Annotated in this window: 21 protein-coding genes; 11 read left to right on the forward strand and 10 right to left on the reverse strand. The window is 33.7% G+C overall.

Annotated elements, in window-relative coordinates; all coding sequences use genetic code 11:
• Positions 1–542 precede the first annotated feature (542 nt).
• Positions 543–767, forward strand: a complete 225-nt coding sequence (locus QMG11_RS16610) for a hypothetical protein (protein ID WP_281837443.1) — start codon at positions 543–545, stop codon at positions 765–767.
• Positions 768–872: 105 nt separating this feature from the next.
• Here QMG11_RS16610 and QMG11_RS16615 read toward each other — a convergent pair whose 3' ends face one another.
• On the reverse strand, positions 873–1,736 hold the full coding sequence (locus QMG11_RS16615; protein ID WP_281837444.1) for a nucleoside-specific channel-forming Tsx family protein: 864 nt from the start codon (positions 1,734–1,736) through the stop codon (positions 873–875).
• A 289-nt stretch (positions 1,737–2,025) separates the two neighbouring features.
• Between QMG11_RS16615 and QMG11_RS16620 the strand changes: the two genes are divergently transcribed.
• The 3 genes from QMG11_RS16620 to QMG11_RS16630 all read left to right on the forward strand — a co-directional run bounded on the left by QMG11_RS16620 (position 2,026) and on the right by QMG11_RS16630 (position 5,778).
• Positions 2,026–2,688 carry a cyclic nucleotide-binding domain-containing protein gene (locus QMG11_RS16620; protein ID WP_281837445.1) on the forward strand — a complete coding sequence of 221 codons (663 nt, stop codon included), beginning with the start codon at positions 2,026–2,028 and terminating at the stop codon, positions 2,686–2,688.
• A 161-nt stretch (positions 2,689–2,849) separates the two neighbouring features.
• Entirely contained in the window at positions 2,850–4,283 is a 1,434-nt protein-coding gene (locus QMG11_RS16625; RefSeq protein WP_281837446.1) for a pyridoxal phosphate-dependent decarboxylase family protein, read from the forward strand.
• 238 nt (positions 4,284–4,521) lie between these two features.
• Positions 4,522–5,778 carry a metal-dependent hydrolase family protein gene (locus tag QMG11_RS16630; RefSeq protein WP_281837447.1) on the forward strand — a complete coding sequence of 419 codons (1,257 nt, stop codon included), beginning with the start codon at positions 4,522–4,524 and terminating at the stop codon, positions 5,776–5,778.
• A gap of 442 nt (positions 5,779–6,220) precedes the next feature.
• Here the strand turns inward: QMG11_RS16630 and QMG11_RS16635 are convergent, their stop codons facing one another.
• From QMG11_RS16635 to QMG11_RS16645, 3 genes are read right to left on the reverse strand one after another with little or no spacing between them, the layout of a single operon-like run.
• On the reverse strand, positions 6,221–7,282 hold the full coding sequence (locus tag QMG11_RS16635) for a site-specific integrase (RefSeq protein ID WP_281837448.1): 1,062 nt from the start codon (positions 7,280–7,282) through the stop codon (positions 6,221–6,223).
• Positions 7,282–7,467, reverse strand: coding sequence for a transcriptional regulator (locus QMG11_RS16640; RefSeq protein ID WP_281837449.1), 186 nt, complete (start codon positions 7,465–7,467; stop codon positions 7,282–7,284). The genes QMG11_RS16635 and QMG11_RS16640 overlap by 1 nt, the downstream gene beginning before the upstream one ends.
• 14 nt (positions 7,468–7,481) lie before the next feature.
• On the reverse strand, positions 7,482–7,862 hold the full coding sequence (locus QMG11_RS16645; RefSeq protein ID WP_281837450.1) for a hypothetical protein: 381 nt from the start codon (positions 7,860–7,862) through the stop codon (positions 7,482–7,484).
• Positions 7,863–8,049: 187 nt separating this feature from the next.
• On the opposite strand from QMG11_RS16645, the gene QMG11_RS16650 reads away from it, so the two are divergent.
• Positions 8,050–9,018, forward strand: a complete 969-nt coding sequence (locus tag QMG11_RS16650) for a hypothetical protein (protein WP_281837451.1) — start codon at positions 8,050–8,052, stop codon at positions 9,016–9,018.
• A gap of 212 nt (positions 9,019–9,230) precedes the next feature.
• Here QMG11_RS16650 and QMG11_RS16655 read toward each other — a convergent pair whose 3' ends face one another.
• From QMG11_RS16655 to QMG11_RS16680, 6 genes are all read right to left on the reverse strand, one after another.
• On the reverse strand, positions 9,231–9,452 hold the full coding sequence (locus tag QMG11_RS16655) for a hypothetical protein (protein WP_281837452.1): 222 nt from the start codon (positions 9,450–9,452) through the stop codon (positions 9,231–9,233).
• A gap of 640 nt (positions 9,453–10,092) precedes the next feature.
• A complete protein-coding gene (locus QMG11_RS16660; protein ID WP_281837453.1) occupies positions 10,093–10,377 on the reverse strand; it encodes a hypothetical protein in 285 nt (94 codons plus the stop codon).
• 80 nt (positions 10,378–10,457) lie between these two features.
• The gene (locus QMG11_RS16665) at positions 10,458–11,819 is read right to left on the reverse strand and encodes a peptidoglycan-binding domain-containing protein (RefSeq protein ID WP_281837454.1); all 1,362 of its coding nucleotides are present in this window, start codon (positions 11,817–11,819) and stop codon (positions 10,458–10,460) included.
• 56 nt (positions 11,820–11,875) lie between these two features.
• Positions 11,876–12,184, reverse strand: a complete 309-nt coding sequence (locus QMG11_RS16670; protein ID WP_281837455.1) for a hypothetical protein — start codon at positions 12,182–12,184, stop codon at positions 11,876–11,878.
• Positions 12,185–12,192: 8 nt separating this feature from the next.
• Entirely contained in the window at positions 12,193–13,080 is an 888-nt protein-coding gene (locus QMG11_RS16675; protein WP_281837456.1) for a nucleoid-associated protein, read from the reverse strand.
• Positions 13,081–13,585: 505 nt separating this feature from the next.
• Positions 13,586–13,714, reverse strand: a complete 129-nt coding sequence (locus QMG11_RS16680) for a DNA methyltransferase family protein (RefSeq protein ID WP_281837457.1) — start codon at positions 13,712–13,714, stop codon at positions 13,586–13,588.
• Positions 13,715–13,937: 223 nt separating this feature from the next.
• Here QMG11_RS16680 and QMG11_RS16685 point away from each other — a divergent pair, with 223 nt between their 5' ends.
• The 6 genes from QMG11_RS16685 to QMG11_RS16710 all read left to right on the forward strand — a co-directional run bounded on the left by QMG11_RS16685 (position 13,938) and on the right by QMG11_RS16710 (position 19,683).
• Positions 13,938–14,987 (forward strand): hypothetical protein, encoded by a 1,050-nt coding sequence (locus QMG11_RS16685; RefSeq protein WP_281837458.1) that lies wholly within the window; start codon positions 13,938–13,940, stop codon positions 14,985–14,987.
• A gap of 395 nt (positions 14,988–15,382) precedes the next feature.
• Positions 15,383–16,366: a hypothetical protein gene (locus QMG11_RS16690; protein WP_281837459.1), complete on the forward strand. Its 984-nt coding sequence runs from the start codon at positions 15,383–15,385 to the stop codon at positions 16,364–16,366.
• 194 nt (positions 16,367–16,560) lie between these two features.
• Complete coding sequence (locus tag QMG11_RS16695) at positions 16,561–17,067, forward strand: hypothetical protein (RefSeq protein ID WP_281837460.1); 507 nt, start codon at positions 16,561–16,563, stop codon at positions 17,065–17,067.
• Between the two features lie 14 nt (positions 17,068–17,081).
• Complete coding sequence (locus QMG11_RS16700; RefSeq protein WP_281837461.1) at positions 17,082–17,516, forward strand: hypothetical protein; 435 nt, start codon at positions 17,082–17,084, stop codon at positions 17,514–17,516.
• An 82-nt stretch (positions 17,517–17,598) separates the two neighbouring features.
• Positions 17,599–18,741 (forward strand): hypothetical protein, encoded by a 1,143-nt coding sequence (locus tag QMG11_RS16705; RefSeq protein WP_281837462.1) that lies wholly within the window; start codon positions 17,599–17,601, stop codon positions 18,739–18,741.
• A gap of 447 nt (positions 18,742–19,188) precedes the next feature.
• The gene (locus QMG11_RS16710) at positions 19,189–19,683 is read left to right on the forward strand and encodes a siphovirus Gp157 family protein (RefSeq protein WP_281837463.1); all 495 of its coding nucleotides are present in this window, start codon (positions 19,189–19,191) and stop codon (positions 19,681–19,683) included.
• Positions 19,684–19,691: the final 8 nt, after the last annotated feature.

Consider the following 19,691-nt stretch of genomic DNA (forward strand, 5'->3'; position numbering starts at 1 on the left):
CAATACGGTATTTTGTAATGCTTAAATATATGCATCAGATCTATTTTATACTATATCTGAAGTTTTTTCCAATCCTAAGCCTAAAAAATCTAGGTTTTTAATTCTATACTTTCCTTAACAATAAAAAGGAGCGTGACGCTCCACCCTTTCTAACCTCATGTAACTGTTTTTTATCAAGGTCAAAAACTTATAATTCTATTCTTTCCTTAATAATAAAAAAAGCAGAACCTAAGTTCTGCTCTAACACCTTATTTTAATGGATCTATCTGCTGAAACTAAACCGACGATCTCCACCTTCTTCTGTTAATAACCAGGTCCCGAACTTCCCCCCTGTAATCAAGGAGAGAAGGTAGGTAATTCTACTCTTTCTAAACTTCTTCTAATTCCTACAACGATTATAATTAAAAACCATCTAAAAAGAACGAAAATTTTCTATTGGTGACAGGTGACATTAACACTCATTCAAAATTATCATATAATTATCCCATAAAGAAAACTGCTAAAGGAGCAGATAAAAGAATTATTCTATGGGAGGTATTGCTATGAAAAAGATGTTATTAGTTGGGATGTTAGTGGTGAGCGGATTATCATTTGGTAGAGACTTTGAATACAGAGAAAGACAGGAACTTCAGGTAGTACAGGAAACTCCACAGATGGATATGGAGATGCTTTCAAGGGAAAGAGATCTTTCAGTTAACAGTACAGAGAAGTACTCCGACTTCCACAGGGAGTTGGATAATATGGATAGAGGTCATGAAGACAGATAGTTGAAATGTATTAGAAACTTTTTCTAAGAAGGGTTCCTTATAGGGGCTCTTTTTCTTTTAATATACAAAAAAAGAAGGAGATTATCCCCCTCTTAATCCATACTATTAGAACTTATATTTTAAATCAAAGAAGTGTCCTGCACCTGTAGAATCATTTTTCGTGTTATCGTATCCATATGCTCCGTCATCAAATTGCCCCATGTTTTTATATAGGGCCAGTCCGTAACCTATGGAAAATCTTTCTGTATGGTAGTAGATCCCATTATACATCTGAAGTTCATCAGATGTCCTTCCTACTGTTTTTCCATCCAAGTTAACACCATCATCCTGGTCAGATCCAAAGGAGTAGTATAAGTAACCCTGATAAACTATTAAGCCTCCATCGTCAAAGGTGTATAGGGGCTTAAACCATGTATTACGCCAGGTGAAGCCGTCCCACTTTCCCTCTACATTAGACCCATAATCCTCTGCCTTATAAACTGCCATTAAGCTTGACCCTACAGTTCCAAGCCAGGGAACCTCCACATCGGTACCGATACCTATTCCGTGCCTCATCAGTCCCCTTGTCTCTCCATCTCCACCGTCTCCAGCCAGGGTCCAGCCGGCAATATACCACTCCTTAAAGGGACCTATCGACAGATCCCTTCCAGTCATTCCATCGATTGAGAACCTTGGATTAAGTTCAGCATAAAAGTTTTCTGCATTGTGCTGATCTGAACTCCCATCGTTGAAGGCATCCAGGATATCAACATATCCATAAAAATCAAAAAATCCCGATCTTCCACCTAACTCTATTTCAAAATAAGTGTCGCTCATGCTCTTTGGCCCCTTCATATTGTGACCGTGCATAAGCCCCATCTGTATCCACTTATAGTCGTTCTTCCGAATATCTCCATCTGTGTAATCTGCTGCAATTATACCGGTCGATACAGCTGATAATAGAGCTGCCAGCCCTAAAAACTTCTTCATATTAAATTTCTCCTCATTAACTAATATTCCAATCACTCTACCATAAAAATTTTAGAATGGATGTTGTTTGAACAACGTCACCCTTAAATATTTTCATCTATAATATAGGAGTTCAATATGAAATATTTTCTAAGAAAGTATATATGAAAGAAGAAACGATAGATTTTTCCTTATTGTAAATATATAATAAATAAAGAATATACATTCAGTTGAAAAATAGATTATTGAAGTAAAAGAACCTTTATAGAAGTCTTTCTACTTAATAAATAAATATCAGGTGGGGAATAGAATGAAAAAACTATTAGAAAAATACCTTTTAAAAAGTGGCTATGGTAAATTTATTAATACCGATGACCTTTACCCAATTGCCTTTAATAAAATCAACAATAAAACCTTTGTAGAAGTAAGTGAGCCTGGTAATATTTTTCTTATGATCCAGGGACACATGGACATTCACTTTCCAGACAAGCACGGAAAGAATCATCTTTTAGCAAGGGTCTATACCGATGACTATCAGTTAGGTGGGACCTCTAAACACTTCCTGCAAAAGGACTCCTCTATGGGGAACTATCAAGTTTCCCTGAGCAATAACTCAATCTGTTATGGAATAAATAAGGAAAAAGTCAAAGAACTTTTTAATGATCCGTCCTTTTTGTCATTTGTCTTTGAAAGGCATATAAGGTTTACCAACCAGATTATGCAGGAGAACTATCTGAGAAATATATTTTCCATTGAAGAATACGTAGCCTATATCCTGTATAACCATTCCAGGGAAGGGGTCTATGAGGTAAACGGCTACTGCCTCTTCGCCAACCTCTTAAAGTGTGACAGAACAACCCTCTATAGGGTCATTGTTTCTTTAGAAAATAGGGGTATTTTGAAAAAGGATGATAAGACTCTTAGGATAAATTCCATGGAGCAGCTCAAGTTTATCTTCGATGAAAAACTTTAATCCTTTGTTTCTTTACTGAAAATCACTTTATGTAAGCAAAAAAATACCAGGATGCATGTTGTTGAGACAACATACATCCTGGTATTTTTCGTGATAGATTAAATCAAAGGCTAAATAGAACTCTAGTCTTAATAAAAAAATCATATAAAGGAGCATGTAATATGAAGAATAGATTTGCACAATATCATTCACCATTGGAGCAGTCTCTAAAACATTCTATTGCCTACCTTGAATCTCTAGATGATAGAGAGGTTATTAAGGGAGCAACCTCCCAGGAGTTGAGAGAGCTTATTGGCGGACCCTTGCCTCTTCACTCTGCAGATCCGGTACAGGTAATAGATGACCTAGTTAAAAATGTCGATAAGGGACTTCTGGCATCTGGAGGACCACGTTTTTTTGGTTATGCAATCGGAGGTTCCTTCCCCGCATCCCTAGCAGCAGACTGGATGGTCAGTGCCTGGGACCAAAATGTTCCTTACTATGTTGGTAGTCCGGCAATGTCTGTTGTTGAGGAAACTGCAGCGGAGTGGATGGTTGAGTTATTGGGATTGACTAAGGGGTCAGCCGTTGGATTTACATCGGGAGCACAGGAAGCTATCTATACTGGCCTTATTACTGCTCGTAACACACTATTACATCGTGCAGGATGGGACGCTGCAAGGAAGGGACTATATGGGGCACCCCGTATAAATGTAGTGGCAAGTGATGAAATACACTCTACTATCAAAAGAGCTTTATCTATGATCGGCGTAGGCCTTGAAGATGTTATCAAGGTTCCAACAGATGATAACTTAAGAATTATCCCTGAGGAAGTGAGTAAAGTTGTAGCTAGTTGCAAGGGACCTACTTTAATTTGTGCTCAGGCTGGTTGTATCGACTCAGGGGCATTTGATCCCTTTGATGAACTTGCCGATATTGTAGAGGAGCATGGGAATGCGTGGCTTCACGTTGATGGGGCTATTGGTCTTTGGGCTGCAGCCAGTGATAAGCAGAAGCACAGATTAAAGGGTATTGAACGTGCTGACTCTATCGATACCGATGGTCACAAGTGGTTCAACATGCCCTATGACTGTGGAATGATCATAGTTAAGGATCCTGCCACTATTATTTCAGCCATGGGTGGAAATAATATGGGAGATTACCTTAACGATGCTATGGCAAAACCAGATAGAAATGCCATTAACTTCGGTATTGCTGCTTCAAGACGTGCCCGTGGGGTCCCTGTTTATGCGGCATTTAAGTCATTAGGTAAGGAAGGAATCGTTTCCCACCTGGATAATTCTTGTGATCTGGCTAAACGTATGGCAGATAAGTTAGCGGAAGTTGATGGTATCACAATACTTAATGATGTTGTTTCCAACCGTTTCTCTGCTCAGTTTGGTCATGGTGATCAGGCTTACCGTGATGATCTCACAGAGAGAGTTGTTCACAGACTTCAGGATGAAGGCTATCTATATCCATCTACATCAAGCTATAAAGGATTGAAAACAATGCTATTCTCAGTGTTAAACTGTCACACAGATACCAATGACATCGATCTGTCAGCAGAAAAGATCATCAATGCTTATCTAACTGAGGTGTCCAGAGACAAATAATTTATGCAATTTAAAGATAATTTCTGTATTACACAGAAGTTATCTTTACTTTTGTTTCATGGAAAAAACATAGCTTAAATATTAAGTCTTTATTTTAAGTATTCTTGTATATCTTATAGGGTTTACAAATGTTTTCAGATGTTGAGTTATGTCTAAGCTAAATACCTTTAATAAAACTCAAGCAACAAAAAATAAAATAGTTCAATTTAAATATCTTAAAAGACTGAGGGGGCACAAAATGATCATTAAAAATGTTAATATCTTCGACGGAATAAATCAGGAACTCAAAAAAAATATGAATGTAAAGGTTACCGACAACACTATTGAAAAGATTACACCTGAAACTTTAACTCCTGCAAAGGAGGAAGAGATCTTTGATGGTAAGGGATATACTCTATCCCCGGGACTCATCGATTGTCATGTACACATCATGTTAGCTGATGGATTTAAAAACTTAGATTCTATGGAAATCGATGAAGCTGCAATCAGAGCAACCATCGTTGCCAAAGGATTTATCGAAAGAGGATTTACCACTGTGAGAGATGTTGGCGGATACTCGTGGGGATTAAAAGCTACCATCGACCAGGATATAGTTGTAGGTCCCAGAATCTATCCTTCAGGAGCAGCACTCTCTCAAACCGCTGGCCACTCAGATTACAGGCAAAACAGAGCCCAAAGAAATGATGGAACCACTATGGACTCACCCCTTATGAGGCAGGGGCATATGGTAACAGTTGATGGTGTTCCCGAGTGCCTAAAAGCAGCCAGACAACAACTATTTAAGGGGGCTACTCAAATTAAGGTAATGGGAGGAGGGGGAGCTTCCTCTCTATGGGACCCGCTGGATACTATCCAGTTTACCAGAGCAGAATTAGAGGCCATTGTTGAAACTGCTACAAACTACGGAACATATGTATGTTCTCACCTGCACGTATCTCCTGCAATGAAGATTGCCATTGAAGCAGGGGTTAAGTGTATTGAGCATGGTTCTGAAATGAGTGAAGAGGTAGCTAAGATGATGGCAGAAAAAGATGTATGGCTATGTTCTCAATATGGTACAGCGGGACTTTTAGCCGAAAGAAAGATCCCTCTGGACTCTGAGATCATGTATCAAAAGACTGAAAGGGTAGGGAAGGGGCTTATTAAAAATGCCGAGTGGGTTAAAAAATATAAGATTAGATCTGTATTTGGATCTGATATGATTGGAACTCCCGAAGTACACGAGAACCAGTTGATGGAATTTCCTACCAGAAAAAATCTATTTGGTAGCTTGGAGACAATGAGACAAGCTACTTCAAATGGCGGGGAGTTATTAAAGCTGTCTACAATTTTAGACGCGTATCCACTGGGAGAGTTGGGGGTTATCAAAGAGGGGGCTTATGCTGACTTTATCCTTACTAAGGATGCCCCATCTGAGGATGCCAACATATTATCAGATAAAGACAACATATTAGTTGTGTGGAAGGACGGTAAAATCTTAAAGAACATTATGTAAGATTTTTTTAGAAAGACCTTATAGATCATAATACTCCCGAAATTCCCATTAAATATGAAAGCAGGCTCTCAGGTATTATTCCAAAGAGCCTGCTGACCTATTCAGTAATTAAACTTTAGAAGAAGATAAAATTATTTCATTCATTAATCTCCCAAAAGGGCTCCTTAAAAAGGGCCCTTTTCATATTGTCAGTTTATTGTCAAAATAAAAAAAGCAGAACCTAAATTCTGCTTTGAATTACTCTATAACTGGTGCCACCTGCCGGAGTCGAACCGGCGACCTCTACCTTACCATAGCATTCATTGATTCCATACAGCTTCTATCCCTTTATTTTAAAGGAGACTTTATATATATTTTTTTTATTTTGCTTATTTTCCATATGATTTTAAAACTTTTAAGTCCAAAATAAGTCCAAAACAAAAGGCAGCTATAACAGCTGCCTTTACTGATTATTCAATACCTCCAAGAGCCTCTCCTCTGAAGAAGGATAAAGGTGGGAATATGTATTAAGTGTCATATCTACTTTGGCATGACCAAGCCTCTTTGAAATAGCCAACGGATTCACATTGTTATTTATAAGCATACTTGCATGACTATGTCTCAAATCATGCGTCCTGATATGGTTGAGGTTAACTTTATGTGCATATCTTCTAATATCATTTCTAAAAACATAAGCTGTCACATCGAACGCTCTGTCATCTTGCGATAAACTATAAAACCTCTTAAAATACTTTCTAAGTATCTCGACTAGATTGTCTGGTATACTGACAGTTCTTACACTCGATTTAGTTTTAGGAGTAGTTATGATCTCCTTACCATTTATCTTAGCATAAGTTTTACTTACATTTATAGTCTTTTTCTTCAAATCAATGTCCTTTCTGGTTAAAGCAAGTAATTCTCCTACTCTTATACCTGTCCAGAAAAGAATATTAAATCCAGTAAAGCTTATAGGCTTATTCTTAAGTAAATTTACAAATCTATTAAACTCTTCTAAAGTCCAAATGTTCATCTTTTTCTGATCATCTAACTTAGGAGCACCCGCTTTCTTACAAGGATTCTCCTTTAAATCGTGAAAACTAACAGCAAAGTTAAATATAGAGGAAAGTTGAGCGTTTATTTTTTTCAAATAATGAGCTTTGTAATTTTCTCTACTCCTTGGATTTCTTACCGTCATCAGCTTTGTCTGAAAATTTCTAACCATAAGTGGCGTAATCTCAGCTACACTCTTTTCCCCAAAATAAGGCAATATATGCTGCATAAAGATGATCTCTTTAATTATAAAAGTTTTCTCCTTGATCCTTGGTCTCATATCTTCCATATAAAGCTTATACAATGACTGGAATTTCATGTCCATGGAAAAGGTGGCTTCTCTCAAAAATTGCCTTTCCCATTCCTGAGCTTCTTTTTTAGTTCCAAACCCTCTTTTTTGTTTCTGCTTTCTTGCTCCATTAGCTTCATAGTAAAACCTTGCCCTCCATTTCTTTCCATCTTTGTAAGCTGGCATTAATTCGCCACCTCCTTAGATATCCCTAACCTGCCAAATAAATATTCTCTATTCACTCGCCCCTTAATTACAAGATATCCTTCTGCTTCCATCTCCTGATTAACTTCTCGGATAATATTGTAAGCCTTAGATATCTTAACCTGACAAATCTCCGCTACATCTGCCGCATTTAATAGACCTTTCATAATTCTCCTCCTTCTTAGTTAGCTAGACTCAGGTGATTTTTGTTGTTGTAAAGATATAAACAAAACTCCAGTGGTAAACATGACATCCTTCTCCGCTTAGGGGGATTAGCCCTATCCATTAAAAACACCTCTAAACCTTTATAACTATAGTCCAATGAAGCATGAGGGATATGGAATTTGTACCTTCCGACCTCGTAATATAAATACTCTTTACCATTCAGAAGATGGATCTCTTTGGGAAAGAAAAACTCCCTTAGCAGCTCCGTTTTCATTCTGTATAAGTCTTCTCTGCTCCCTCTTTCTTTCTTAGCTCCTCTGTTAAAGCTAAAAATAACATTTCCTAAGACTTCCTCTGTGACTTTGCCTTTTCTAACTTGTTTTTTAAGATTTTTCATTCTCTCACCCACCTACTATCTTTTATATTTCCGATTATATTATATTTATTTTCTAATTTCAAGAACAATTTTTATTTTCGTAACTAAAAATAGTTTTATTCGTAACCGAAATCAGGAATAAGGATTGTTTTTATAATTGAATGATGTTAAAATACATTAAAACTTATATCTTCGTAGGAGGAGTAAAATGGCAGGTGAAACTAAGAGAGAGGATTTAAATAAAAAATCTCAAAAACCCATTACTACTAATTTAATAGAAGTAACAGACAAAAATCTCGGTGATGCTACGAGACTATTAATAAATAGTAAGTTTAAGACGTATGAAGAAGCTAAATCATTTTTAGGAATCAGTAGTGTTCAAGTTTTTAGAAATTATCTGAGTCAGTTATCTAATAATAAAGGAAACTTATTTAAACTCATGGGATGGCTAGATAAATTAAACTATGAAGTTATTTTTACGCTAAAACCTATTGGCGATAAAAAAGAGGGCTTCTCCACCGAAAAGTTTGAAAAATATATTCTTGAAAAGAAGTTTACATCAGCCCATAAAATGTTAATTCTATATGGGAATGAATTAGATGAAGAATCGAGATTAAAAGTAGAAATAAAGTTAGAGGCAGCAAAGGGAAGAGGAACTGAGGAATCTACTATACCAATTAACTTTAATTCTGAAGCTTTGGAAAAAGTGATCGCTTATAATTCTCCTAGCACAATTTCTGGAAGAGTAAATCAACTAATTTTAAGAGAATTTATCGATGATAACCTATTTAAAATGATAAATTCAAAATTAGATGGAGAAGATCCTCTTGAAGCCGAAGCTATATCTAAGTTAAAGGACTGGAAAAATACTAATTTTATGGAAGTTAAGCAAAATTGTTTAGAATACTCTGTAGAAGAGACCGTTATTCTTGGAAAGAGAATTTTTGTTTTACTTCATAAAGAAGATAATAAAATGGTTGAAGTTACTGATTTATTTACAACTACTTTTTTGAGGGAGGCATGCCTTCAAAGAAATAAAGATTCTCTGAGAGTTTTTTCACTAACAAGACATGGTGAGTATAATATTAAAATTTCTGTCTTCTACAAAGATGAGCTATATGAAGCTTCTATTATTGATAAAGATCCAAGGCCTAAAAGAATAACATTCAAAAAATAAAAGGACGACATAGTGTCGTCCTTTTCTACATCCCCATTTCATGTATCAGTAAATTTTTCATAGCATTCTCAAAGACATTTCTGAAGGTGTTATCCGTAAGAAACTGCTTATATAGTTCCAGCTCCTTCCTCCTTCTCTCTCTCATAACATCCTCTACTATCTTCTTAAATGCTATCTCTCTGTTCTGGACATCCTTGTGGACTCACCTTGGATTAGGATTTTGTGGATCTATCTCTGTCTCCCCCCTCATCCAGTTCAATATGATGGTTCAGTTTACTTCTCTCCACTCCATAGGTAAAGAGGTCTGCAGACTCTAGTAGCTCATCTATCAGCAGATCTTCCTTATTTTTTACGATAAGCTTGGGTATTAAGAACTTCAGGAACCAAAATAGCTTCTCCCATACAATCATCTCATATGGAAGTATAGCAGCCATCTGCCCGTAGATCTTAACAAACTGCTTTGCCTTGATCTTATAGTCATCCTTCTCTTCATTTTCTAACCCAAGCTCCTCGTTAAACCTCTCGGCAGATTTATCTATTATAGGGCTCAGCTCGCTGGCATCTCCACCGTCAAAATACTTCTCTACAAAGTCCTCTACTTCATACCACTCATAGATTCCAATGCTGTCTTATCCTTAAGTTCATGTAGTATGTTCACATCTGTAGCCTCTCTTAGGGTCGTAGAGGTATAGAAATCATCAAAAGATAATCCTATCTCTCCTACAGTAATAAAAAGTCCAAGATAAAGAGATCCTCAGTCTTTTTCCTAAGGTCATAAGCGGCTCTGTTAAGCCTTGATAGTACCTGTACAGCCAGTACTCCCTAGAGCTTCTTATCTACATACACAGCACTCAGTTTAGGTTAGTCGAATCCAGTAAGATAATTATTAGCTATCACTAGTATCCTGTAGTCATCCCCATCAAACTTTTCCTTAGTTTTGTTATCTGGGAAACCATTCATATCAGCTTTGGTATATTCTATACCATTTCCCAGAAAAAGCGGTGACTACCTTAAATGGATTATTCATTCTCTCCAGAACTTTCTTAATAGACTGATAATACCTGATAGCCGACTCTATATTCTGAGTGACACCATTCCCTTGGCTTTTTCCTTCAGCTTCTTCTGATTGAAGAGATTTTCCACAAAATGCTCAATCATTATCTCAGCCTTGGTAGCTATAGTTCTCTTGTCCCTTTCTACAAGAGCTTTTAACCTCTTCTGAGCCATCTTGGTATCAGATAATGGATTATCCTCTGTAGACTTTAAGATCTCATAATAGCTTTTACAGATAGTATAGTTAACAAGCACATCTAAGATAAAACCTTCCTCTAAAGCCTGTTCGTTTGTTTTAGTAACCATAACTCCTCCAACTTTTCTTTTATCTATTAATTATAAGCCCTATAATAATAAAAAAGTAAAGATAAACAATAAGTTCACCTTTACTTTTCACCTTTTAATCTTTCATATAGAGCAAATGTTGCTTTTCCTGTGATTTCTAAATTATTATCTCGTTCATACCTTTTAATTGCTGTTTCACTCTGAGGTCCAATTTTACCATCAATCGCTAGATTAGTATCTTTTAAAATAGTATTTAACAAACTCTGCACTTCTTTTATTTCATCTATTGTTAGTTTATCTTGAGGTAGAAAATTATTAAGTTTTCCAAACAAAACATTCATTTCTACACTAACTTTAGAAATTTGTTTTTCTTCTTCTATCTTTGGCACAACTTCATTTTCTCTAACTATCTCTGTACTAGAAGTTCTTCTTATAAGAAAAATTACCCCTATAAGAACTATCAGTATTATAGTAGAAAATCCAGCTATCCTTTTTCTAATTTTCTTAGAATATTTTATATTCCTATTAAAAATTTTATCTTCACTAAAAATATTCTTTATATCATGCTTATCAAAGATATCTTCATACCCTTTTTTAAAGTCTTCATACTCCCCTTCGAGCTTCTTTTTCTTAGAATTAAAACTAGATATAGCAAATATAAAGTAGATAAATGATAGCACTATTACTCCACAAGATAATATTAAAAGATCTCCATTTGCAAAACCTCTCAATTTTCCTCCTGCTATAGCAATCATTATAAAAGCGGTCATAAAAAAGGTAGATAAAAAGAATACTATTTTTTTAAATTCTTCTACAAATTGATCTAACACTTGAGTAAGTGAAGTACTCATTTCTAAAGAATTTTGTACCACTTTATCTTTTGCTTCTAGGTATTTTTCCACATTTTTTCTTAGGTATAGCTTATAGTTACTTATAATGGTGTTATAAACACTTTTATCTATCCCTTTAAACTCAAATGGCGAGTTATAAGATAATATATTTCTAACCAATCCAAGTTTATCAACTATATTGTTATTTTCATATACCCACAAATATATATTATAATAACTTGAACTTTCTATACCTTCACTTGTTTCATTAATTTGTTGTTTATGGAATTGAAATCCTTCTAATGATATTTCAATACAACTTTTTTCTTCCACGTACCTATCTGCAATATACATTAACGATAATATATTTCTGAGGCTATCTAAAAGCTTTGTTAACATTCCTGCATTCTCTTCATCTAATATTTTAAAAAATTCAGGCAGAATTCTAATTTTTCTTCCCATTCCCACATTTTCAAATACTTTTTTTATAGAGTCTTCATTATAACTTACTTCAAATTCACTTAATTTTTCTAGATCACTTGATATTATAAATCTCTTGGTTTTTAACAACTTTGGATTAGAGGAGGCTGCAATATAATAACCTATTACTTTGTCTAGGTTAAAGTAATTCAATTTATCCACTAAAGACAAGCTTTCAAAGTGTTCTACCCAAGCATCGAAAGAATAAATTATCTCATACCTTTTTTTCCTTTTGCTATTTCCAGTTCAATTTTAACTTTATCTTCTTCAAAAAATAATGAACCAGCTTCATTTCTTAATTCTTTGATTGAATCAATTGTTTGTAGGACCTCTTCTTCTTCATCTAAAAATACCAACTGAATATTATCACTAGAATCTATTGTTTCTAATAGTTTTTCTAAAAATATATTTAAATTTTTAGAAGGAATACACTCAAAAGATAATTTATAAAAACTTCTATTTTCTTCTTCCTTTAATTCGTTATCGCTAAGATTACTTTCTAAGAGTAAACTTTTCATATCTTCTCCTATTCTGTTAAAAATTTATTATAAATACTATCATTATTTACTTTGATCTTAATATACTTAATTCCCTCTTCTTCTACTGCACTAACTGTATTATTTTCTCTATCTAAAGGAATAGTCAAATGAACCCCGTGCCCTAAATCAAACTTCTCTACATCCTTTTTTAAAACTTCTTTATCAATTGTAAAACTACTATCGATCTTCTTACCTTCTACTAATTTCTCTACACCTTCGACTGATTTTTTAAATGAATACCCTTCTTTAATAGGGGTATAGCTTCCAAATACTTGTGCTTTAAAGCTTTCTAGTGTAAAATTTTCCTGCGTTCTAAAAAAAGTTCTCACATGCTCTTTTATAGCCTTTACATCCTCTGGAAAATTCCTAATTTTCCTATTAATTACTTCATTTATTTTTTTTATAGCTTTTTCTGTATTTTCAGCATCATCTCTAACCTCTAAAACACCAAAAAAATCTTTCCACCAATATGTCGATATTTTAGAGTTGCTATCTCCTAACTCTGGAATACCACTGTTTCTATTTAATAAAAAATATTTAAGGGCTTCCATCTTTTTAAAAGATATACCTATTTTTTTCATTAAACTATCTTCGTCTAAAAATTCATCATGTTCTATCTTAGTAATTAATAGATAAGTTATTGTTTTTTTCTTTACTTCTATTTGAAGTAAGCTACCTTTTTTAACTCCATGTGTAGTTCTCTTTCTCTGAACTTCATCTACTCCTTTTTCTATCTCTAAAAGCTTTTCTGCCACTTCTTTTGACGTAGTATGAAAATTTACATTAGTACAGTCTAAAACCTTTTTTAGAAGTTCATTCCTAATATCAGGAATTTGAAATTCCCTTCTCTTGTCTGTTTTAAATATATTACCCATTAGGATTTTTGCAAATTGATAGATATCTGTTCCCTCTTTCCCTTCAGAGCTAATCGCTATCTCCTTTACTGCCTCTGCTTCTAGATCTAAATGATATAGCGAGATATTTTGTACCTCTAATTCAGATTCAACTACTTCATCCTGTTCTGCCTCTCCAATTATAGGATGCTCTACCTCTTGAACTTCTTCTTTAAGACTTTCACTTTTTAAGACTTCTTCTTCTTTTAGCTTAGTTTCTTTTTGCTCTTCTTTTTTTCCATTATATTTTCCATTTTATCCCCCTATTCTTATAGTTTTCTACTACAACCCTTCCAAGTTTCATTACCTACCCATTTCACAACCTATTACTTGTTACTTCTTACTTGATTTTAATTTTCCCAGTTACCGCATCATTGACAAGTACTTCCTTGTACTCCTTCAGCCTTTGGATCTGCTTTTCTTGCACTTCTATAACTTTACCTCCTCAAGAACCTTTTCCTTTGTAGGTTCCAGTAGAGTGTTCAGTCTACTTACCACTATCATAGGTAAGTATTACGTCTTTGTATTTTCCTCTTACATATACGTCGTCTCTCAGGCAATCATCTGCTATAGACCATATGAAAGATATTAGCTTGTTATGTACCGCCGTATTCATCTGTTTCCTCCACTTAGTTCTAAATTTTACAGTTAATTATAAACCTCTAGTTTACTTATGTCAAAATAAACAGTTTATATATTTTTTTAGCCCTCATCCACATGTGTTACAACTGTAAGTTGAGGTAATAATTAATAATAAATTTTACAAATAAACAAATCTATACTATACTTAAGCAAACGTGAAAAGTTGAAATAAAACGTGAACTCAAAAGAGGTGAGTTGTGGCAGAGATAAAAAAATTAAAGGAAGATTTCTTTTTTAAAAAGACATTGGAAAAGATTATAAAATATTCAGAAAAAAAAGATGGGCTCAAAGGAATTAAACGTCTTAAGGATAGAATATCAAAAATTGATATTGATCTTGAGCCAGAGCTTTTAAAGATATATAAATTTTATAAAAATTGCGATCACTTATATAAAGAAGGGATACGCGTTTTTATAAGCAATATTTTATCTAATAACATCCAATCAACAAGTGATAAAATATATCCAATAAATATAAAAGCAGATTATGGAATTGTGCGTTCAATTCATGAGGGAGCTTTTAAAAATTTAATAAATCAGCTTAATCTTGTAGAAGTAAATATAAAAGTAAAAGCTGAAAAAGTTAGAAGAATGCATATGGAATTTGGTGAATCTTTTTATAGAGCTCAAAATTTAATAAAACAGATTGAGGAGTATATAGAGGATAAAAGCTTGGAATATAATCCGTTTTTAGAATCGAAATTTTATGATAAAGTACTTAAAATTAAAAATGACTACCATAATTTTGATAATAGAATTAAAAAATATGAAAAGTTAGATTTATTTAAACTATGGTATGAAGACCTAGGCTTTAACAGAAGTTTTGTAAGAGATGCCATAAATAGGTATGAAATTTATTTGTATTTTTCTAAAGATAAAACTACGCAAGAAAAGGATGAGTTTTATCTTTTTATGACAAAGCTATCAGTTAGAACTATTAGAGTCTTGAGTAAAAAAGAGGTTAGTTGGAATAAAAGGAAAGAACTTCTTCTTCTGATATATGAAAACCCTAATATAAAGAGTACAGAAATACAACAAATGATCAGCTCGGATGCAGAGATTTTTAAAAAATTTAAATTTTCAAAGGCAATGTCTCTTATGAACAAAATAGATAGAGTCAAGAATAAACTGAGTGAATCTGACTATAAAGAAATGATGAAAAATTTTAGCGAAATAGAAAAGATAATTAATCAGAGTTTAAAGAAAGAAAAGGAGCAGCGACCAGGCTATTCATCAGAAACCTTTTAAATATTGCTGAAAATAATGTTATTTAAAATGTAATCACCAACATAAAGATAGTAGGAAAGTATATTTATATATACAATAGATGTAGTACCATACCATAAGGATAATAGATAGAATACTAAGGGATATACTAGGTAAGGCATAAGGATTAGTATAAGAGTCTGTAGTAGGTGAGATCTGAGGGGTGGGTACTATATATCTATTCATAGGAGCAACATAATTTTTTATATTGTCTTCATTATTCCTTAGAGTTTCTATAACTTAGGACTCTTTTTATATAGATTTTAGAATCAAAATAGTTCAATAACTGTACTTTTAAGTATGGTTATTGGCTATTTTTTTATTTATTTCACAACATAAATATAGAAAGGAAATCTGTATAAAAATGGAGGAGAATAATGGATACCATAGATATTAAAATCAAATTATCAAAAGAATTAGGAGCTGAAGAGAGAGAAGCTCTTAGGAAAAGTAGACGTTGGATACATAAAGTTAACAAAGGAAGGTATGACACTGAACTTATGATGGTAGTGTCCTTACCAAAATATTTTCATCCAACTAATTCCTACCTAATAACTAAAGAGGTTGAAGTCAAGGAAGTATTAGTAGCGGTTAAAAAGGCTATAACAAATATACCAGATATAAAGGTAAAAATTGAAAAAGCTACAGTTATAAGAGTGGACTATCCTTTTACCTACATTATGAGGGAACAGTATAACTTTAATTCGTATAGGAATATTATGTATATCTTAGGAGGAGCTACTGACCTTGTGAGATCTAAAAATTTTGAAGACACAAGGAGCAAAGAAAAAGAAACTTTTTATTACTGTGATAATGACCATACAAGAAAGGCTTCAAATAAAATTATTATCTATGACCAAGGTAAGAAGATAAAAGATAAAGATTTAACCCCAGATAAACAAGATTACGATCTTGCCTTAAAAGACTTTCCTGAGTTAGAGAGAAGGATGAGAATAGAGGTCTCTCTCTCTACAAACATTGATATTAATCAATTAAAGTTGAAAAAAATTAAAAAAGAAGCATATAAATTTTTAGAAAGACACCTTTTTAATGATGAACTAATTGAAAATTACATTAATGAGAAAGTAAAGAACCTTGTCTCACTTATGAGGCGAGAGGGAAAGTATCTTAAAAGAGGGGAATTTATAGAAAGGGAAAGACCTCTAGAGTATACCCAAGTAAGAAGTGCAGCTAAATACCATTATGACGTAGAAGCTAGTAAAGATAAGTTCCTAAAAATAACTAGAGAGGTTTTAAGAATAAGAGAAAAGCGAGAAAATATAATTATACTAGACTGTTTCAAAATAATTAAAGACATAAAACTATCTTTAAAAAGAGAAAGAATGAAGCCTACTAAATAGGTGGTGTAATTAACCATAATTATAAATACATATTATATTAATGAAGAGGGTTCCTAACTGGGAACTCTCTTTCTTTTATCTTTCAAGTATTTAAAAGGGATAAAGGGTACAAGCGAGAGGGGAATATTAAATAAACCCATCCGTATACAAAACATGAAAAACCCTTTAAAATTTAAGGATTAGGAGGTGATTAAGTGAGAAAAAAGATTAAGATGCCAGTCCCTAAAATTATAAATGAGGTTTTAGAGAAGGACTGTCATCACTTCGGTATTACTAAGGAAAAGCTATGTAATGAAGTTATCCTTAAAATGGGCTACAAGCCTCTTATTAAATATCATAAGATGATGACCTTTGAAGAAAAAGTAGATCTCCAATTTAACCTTCAGGTAGAGACCCAAAAATATTATAAAGATATCTGGAAGGAGAATAACGCAACAAGCGATGCTGAGCTAGTAAGAACAATACTATCAACTTATATTAATCTCTCTCCATTTCTAAGAGAGAAGATTATTATGGATACAAAACTTAGATTTATCCTTGAACTTTTAAGGGAGAAGCATATTGTCAAAATAGAGGTTGATGGAAAGATAATAGAGGCTGAGCTTATGGAAATTCTTAGGTGCTCAGAGACCAATTATCTAAAAGTAATTCATAGTCAGGGGGAAGAATACCTTAGTAAACTTGAAATAATAAGAAAGTAAAGGGGAAGGGAATTATGAGTTTTAAAGGAGTATTCAAAAAAATAATAAAGGTAACAAATACTATTTCTATTATTGGAGGGGTGATTGGAATAATTATACTAGCATTTTTCTTTCTTTCAGGTGATTCATCTGCCAATAAACAAGCCTATATTGATGTAGTTAAAGGAATCGAAATACAGGGGCAATCCATGGAAGAAGTGGTAGAAGAGATAATGTATCTTAGAAATGGAAGAGACCCTTCTGCTGATTGGGATATTGTAGGGGAAACTGACCAAGGAAAGGTAGTTACAGCAACAGGTAAAACTAATAAAGTTACTTTCTATACTATTAAAAATGGTGACTACATTCAACTTGATGCAAATAATATTATTATCGAAGGGGAAGGTTACGAAACTATCAGCCTTTCACAAATGTATTACAATAAATTAACAGGACAGGTTAATTGGTAGAAATCTCTTGAAGTAATAAAAAATTATTCTATACATGGCTTAAAGGTTAAATATTTTGATATGAAAAATAGGGGGAGTATTTATGAAAAAAGTTATTTGGCTTGGAGCTATTGTCTTAGCTTTATCTGGATGCGTAGCCAATGAATATGTTAAAGGCGGAGCTGATTATTTAGGGTTATCAGATACCTATGAAATGGCAGCTTATGACTCTGACGGTTGGTCTAGGATTACTGAGGAATATAATGGAAGATCTGTTAAAATTAATAAATTTACAGAAACTTCTTTTGATAAGGAGGGGTATGATTTTGATGGTTTTGATAAATATGGATTTAATAGGGAAGGAATCCACAGAGAGACTGGATCTAAATATGCAAAAGACGGCTATGATGTTAAAGGTTTTGATAAAAATGGAAATAGGAAACCGATTCCTGGGATAACGATTCCGTTAAAAGGCTATGAAAACTTTAAATATGATTCGTATACAGGGTGGTCTCTAGGTTTTTACAAACTTAGTAATGGCGAAGAGAAGATGATACATAGGAAGACGGGGACTATTTATGATGACAAAGGGTTCTCTTGGAATGGTATTCACAGAGAGACTGGAACAAGATTTGATCCTGAAGGATATAATGAAGAAGGATTTAATGATAGAGGTTGGAATAGAGAAGGGATTAACTATTCGACAGACTATAAATATGACAGAGATGGTTATGACGTAAATGGCTATGATAGAAACGGACTTGATAAAAATGGGAATTTTAAAACAGGAAGAGCCTATGATGCTCAAGGCTATGATAAATTAGGCTGGAATAAAAGTAAGACTAAGCATCGATCTGGAAAGACAATTAATGATAAGCCTAATGTACAGGTAAAATCCTCTGTTAGGGATGATCAAGTATATCTTGCTGTTATGGCTGCCTATGGTGTTGCTTCTGTTCCTGTTACAAAAGATACTGTAGGATTTGAATACCACAACTTAAAAGTTAATGGAAAACCTGTTTCTTCTAGAAATGGAGAGTATGACTATACTATTCCTATCGGAAGGAAGAACATCCTTTCATATACAGTTGTAGTATTTGAAAAAGATTATAACGGAAGAAGGTGTGCTGCCTCAGAGCTTACCAAAGAAGTGGAGCTATATTATAAGGATCTTTACGAGTGGTCTAAAAGAACTAACGATACTACACTTTCATTAAATAAGAAGATAGGTTTGTCAGCATACTAAAAAAGAGAGGAGATTTCTCCTCTCTTTTATTATATTCCTACTACTTCATTTCCCATTTATTTTCACCCATTAGTAATAATTTAATTTTAGTATATCTTGTGTATTTAAGGATTTCAATACGTAGAATTAAATTTCCCTTATAAGATGCCCCTTTTCTAAATAATTTTATATAAGAAAAAATTTAACGAAAGGTATTTCTACACAAAAGGAGGTGATCAGATGCCGATTGGAGAAACAATTATAGTTATAGGTACCGTGGTTAAGATACTAGAGGAGCACCTAAACACCAGAAACTAATTTAAAAAGGGACCTTACTGTAGTGGTAGGGTTCCTTTTATTTTGGAGGAAATTATGTTAATTGAGATGTTAAAAGACCTTATACAAAGCCCAGAGAGACCTAATCCATATGAACCACAAGACACAGAAATATACATGAGGAGGAAAACTATGAAGCTGTATGCCATTAAAGATGCCATGATAGATACACTGGACATCTTCTTAGAAAGCGAGCAGGAGGAGATAAATAAGGAGTTTTACCAGGAGACAATGAAAGTATTGAAAGAGGAGCTTTCCCATAAGAGTTCCAATATTATTAAATACCTTACTAACTTAGATGGAGAGGTATCTACGCTAAAGTCTGAGATAGACCGATTAACCAAGGTAAAAAAGGTTCGTGAGAGAAAGATAGCTAACCTGAAGAGTTATCTGATCACTACTATGCAGTCCCTTGAAAAGAAAAAGGTTGAAACTGAACTAGGAACCTACGGGTTAAGAAAATCAATAGCTCTGAAGGTTCTGGATATTAATAAGATCCCTGAGAAATATCTTAGGGAGAAGAGAGAGGTTACAGTGGATAAGCGAGAGTTGTCCAACTTTATAAAGGCAGGACATATAATAGAGGGAGCTACCTTGGTAGAAAACTATAGCCTACAGATTAAATAGGGGGGAAA

Source organism: Propionigenium maris DSM 9537 (assembly GCF_027925155.1).
GTDB classification, from domain to species: domain Bacteria; phylum Fusobacteriota; class Fusobacteriia; order Fusobacteriales; family Fusobacteriaceae; genus Propionigenium; species Propionigenium maris.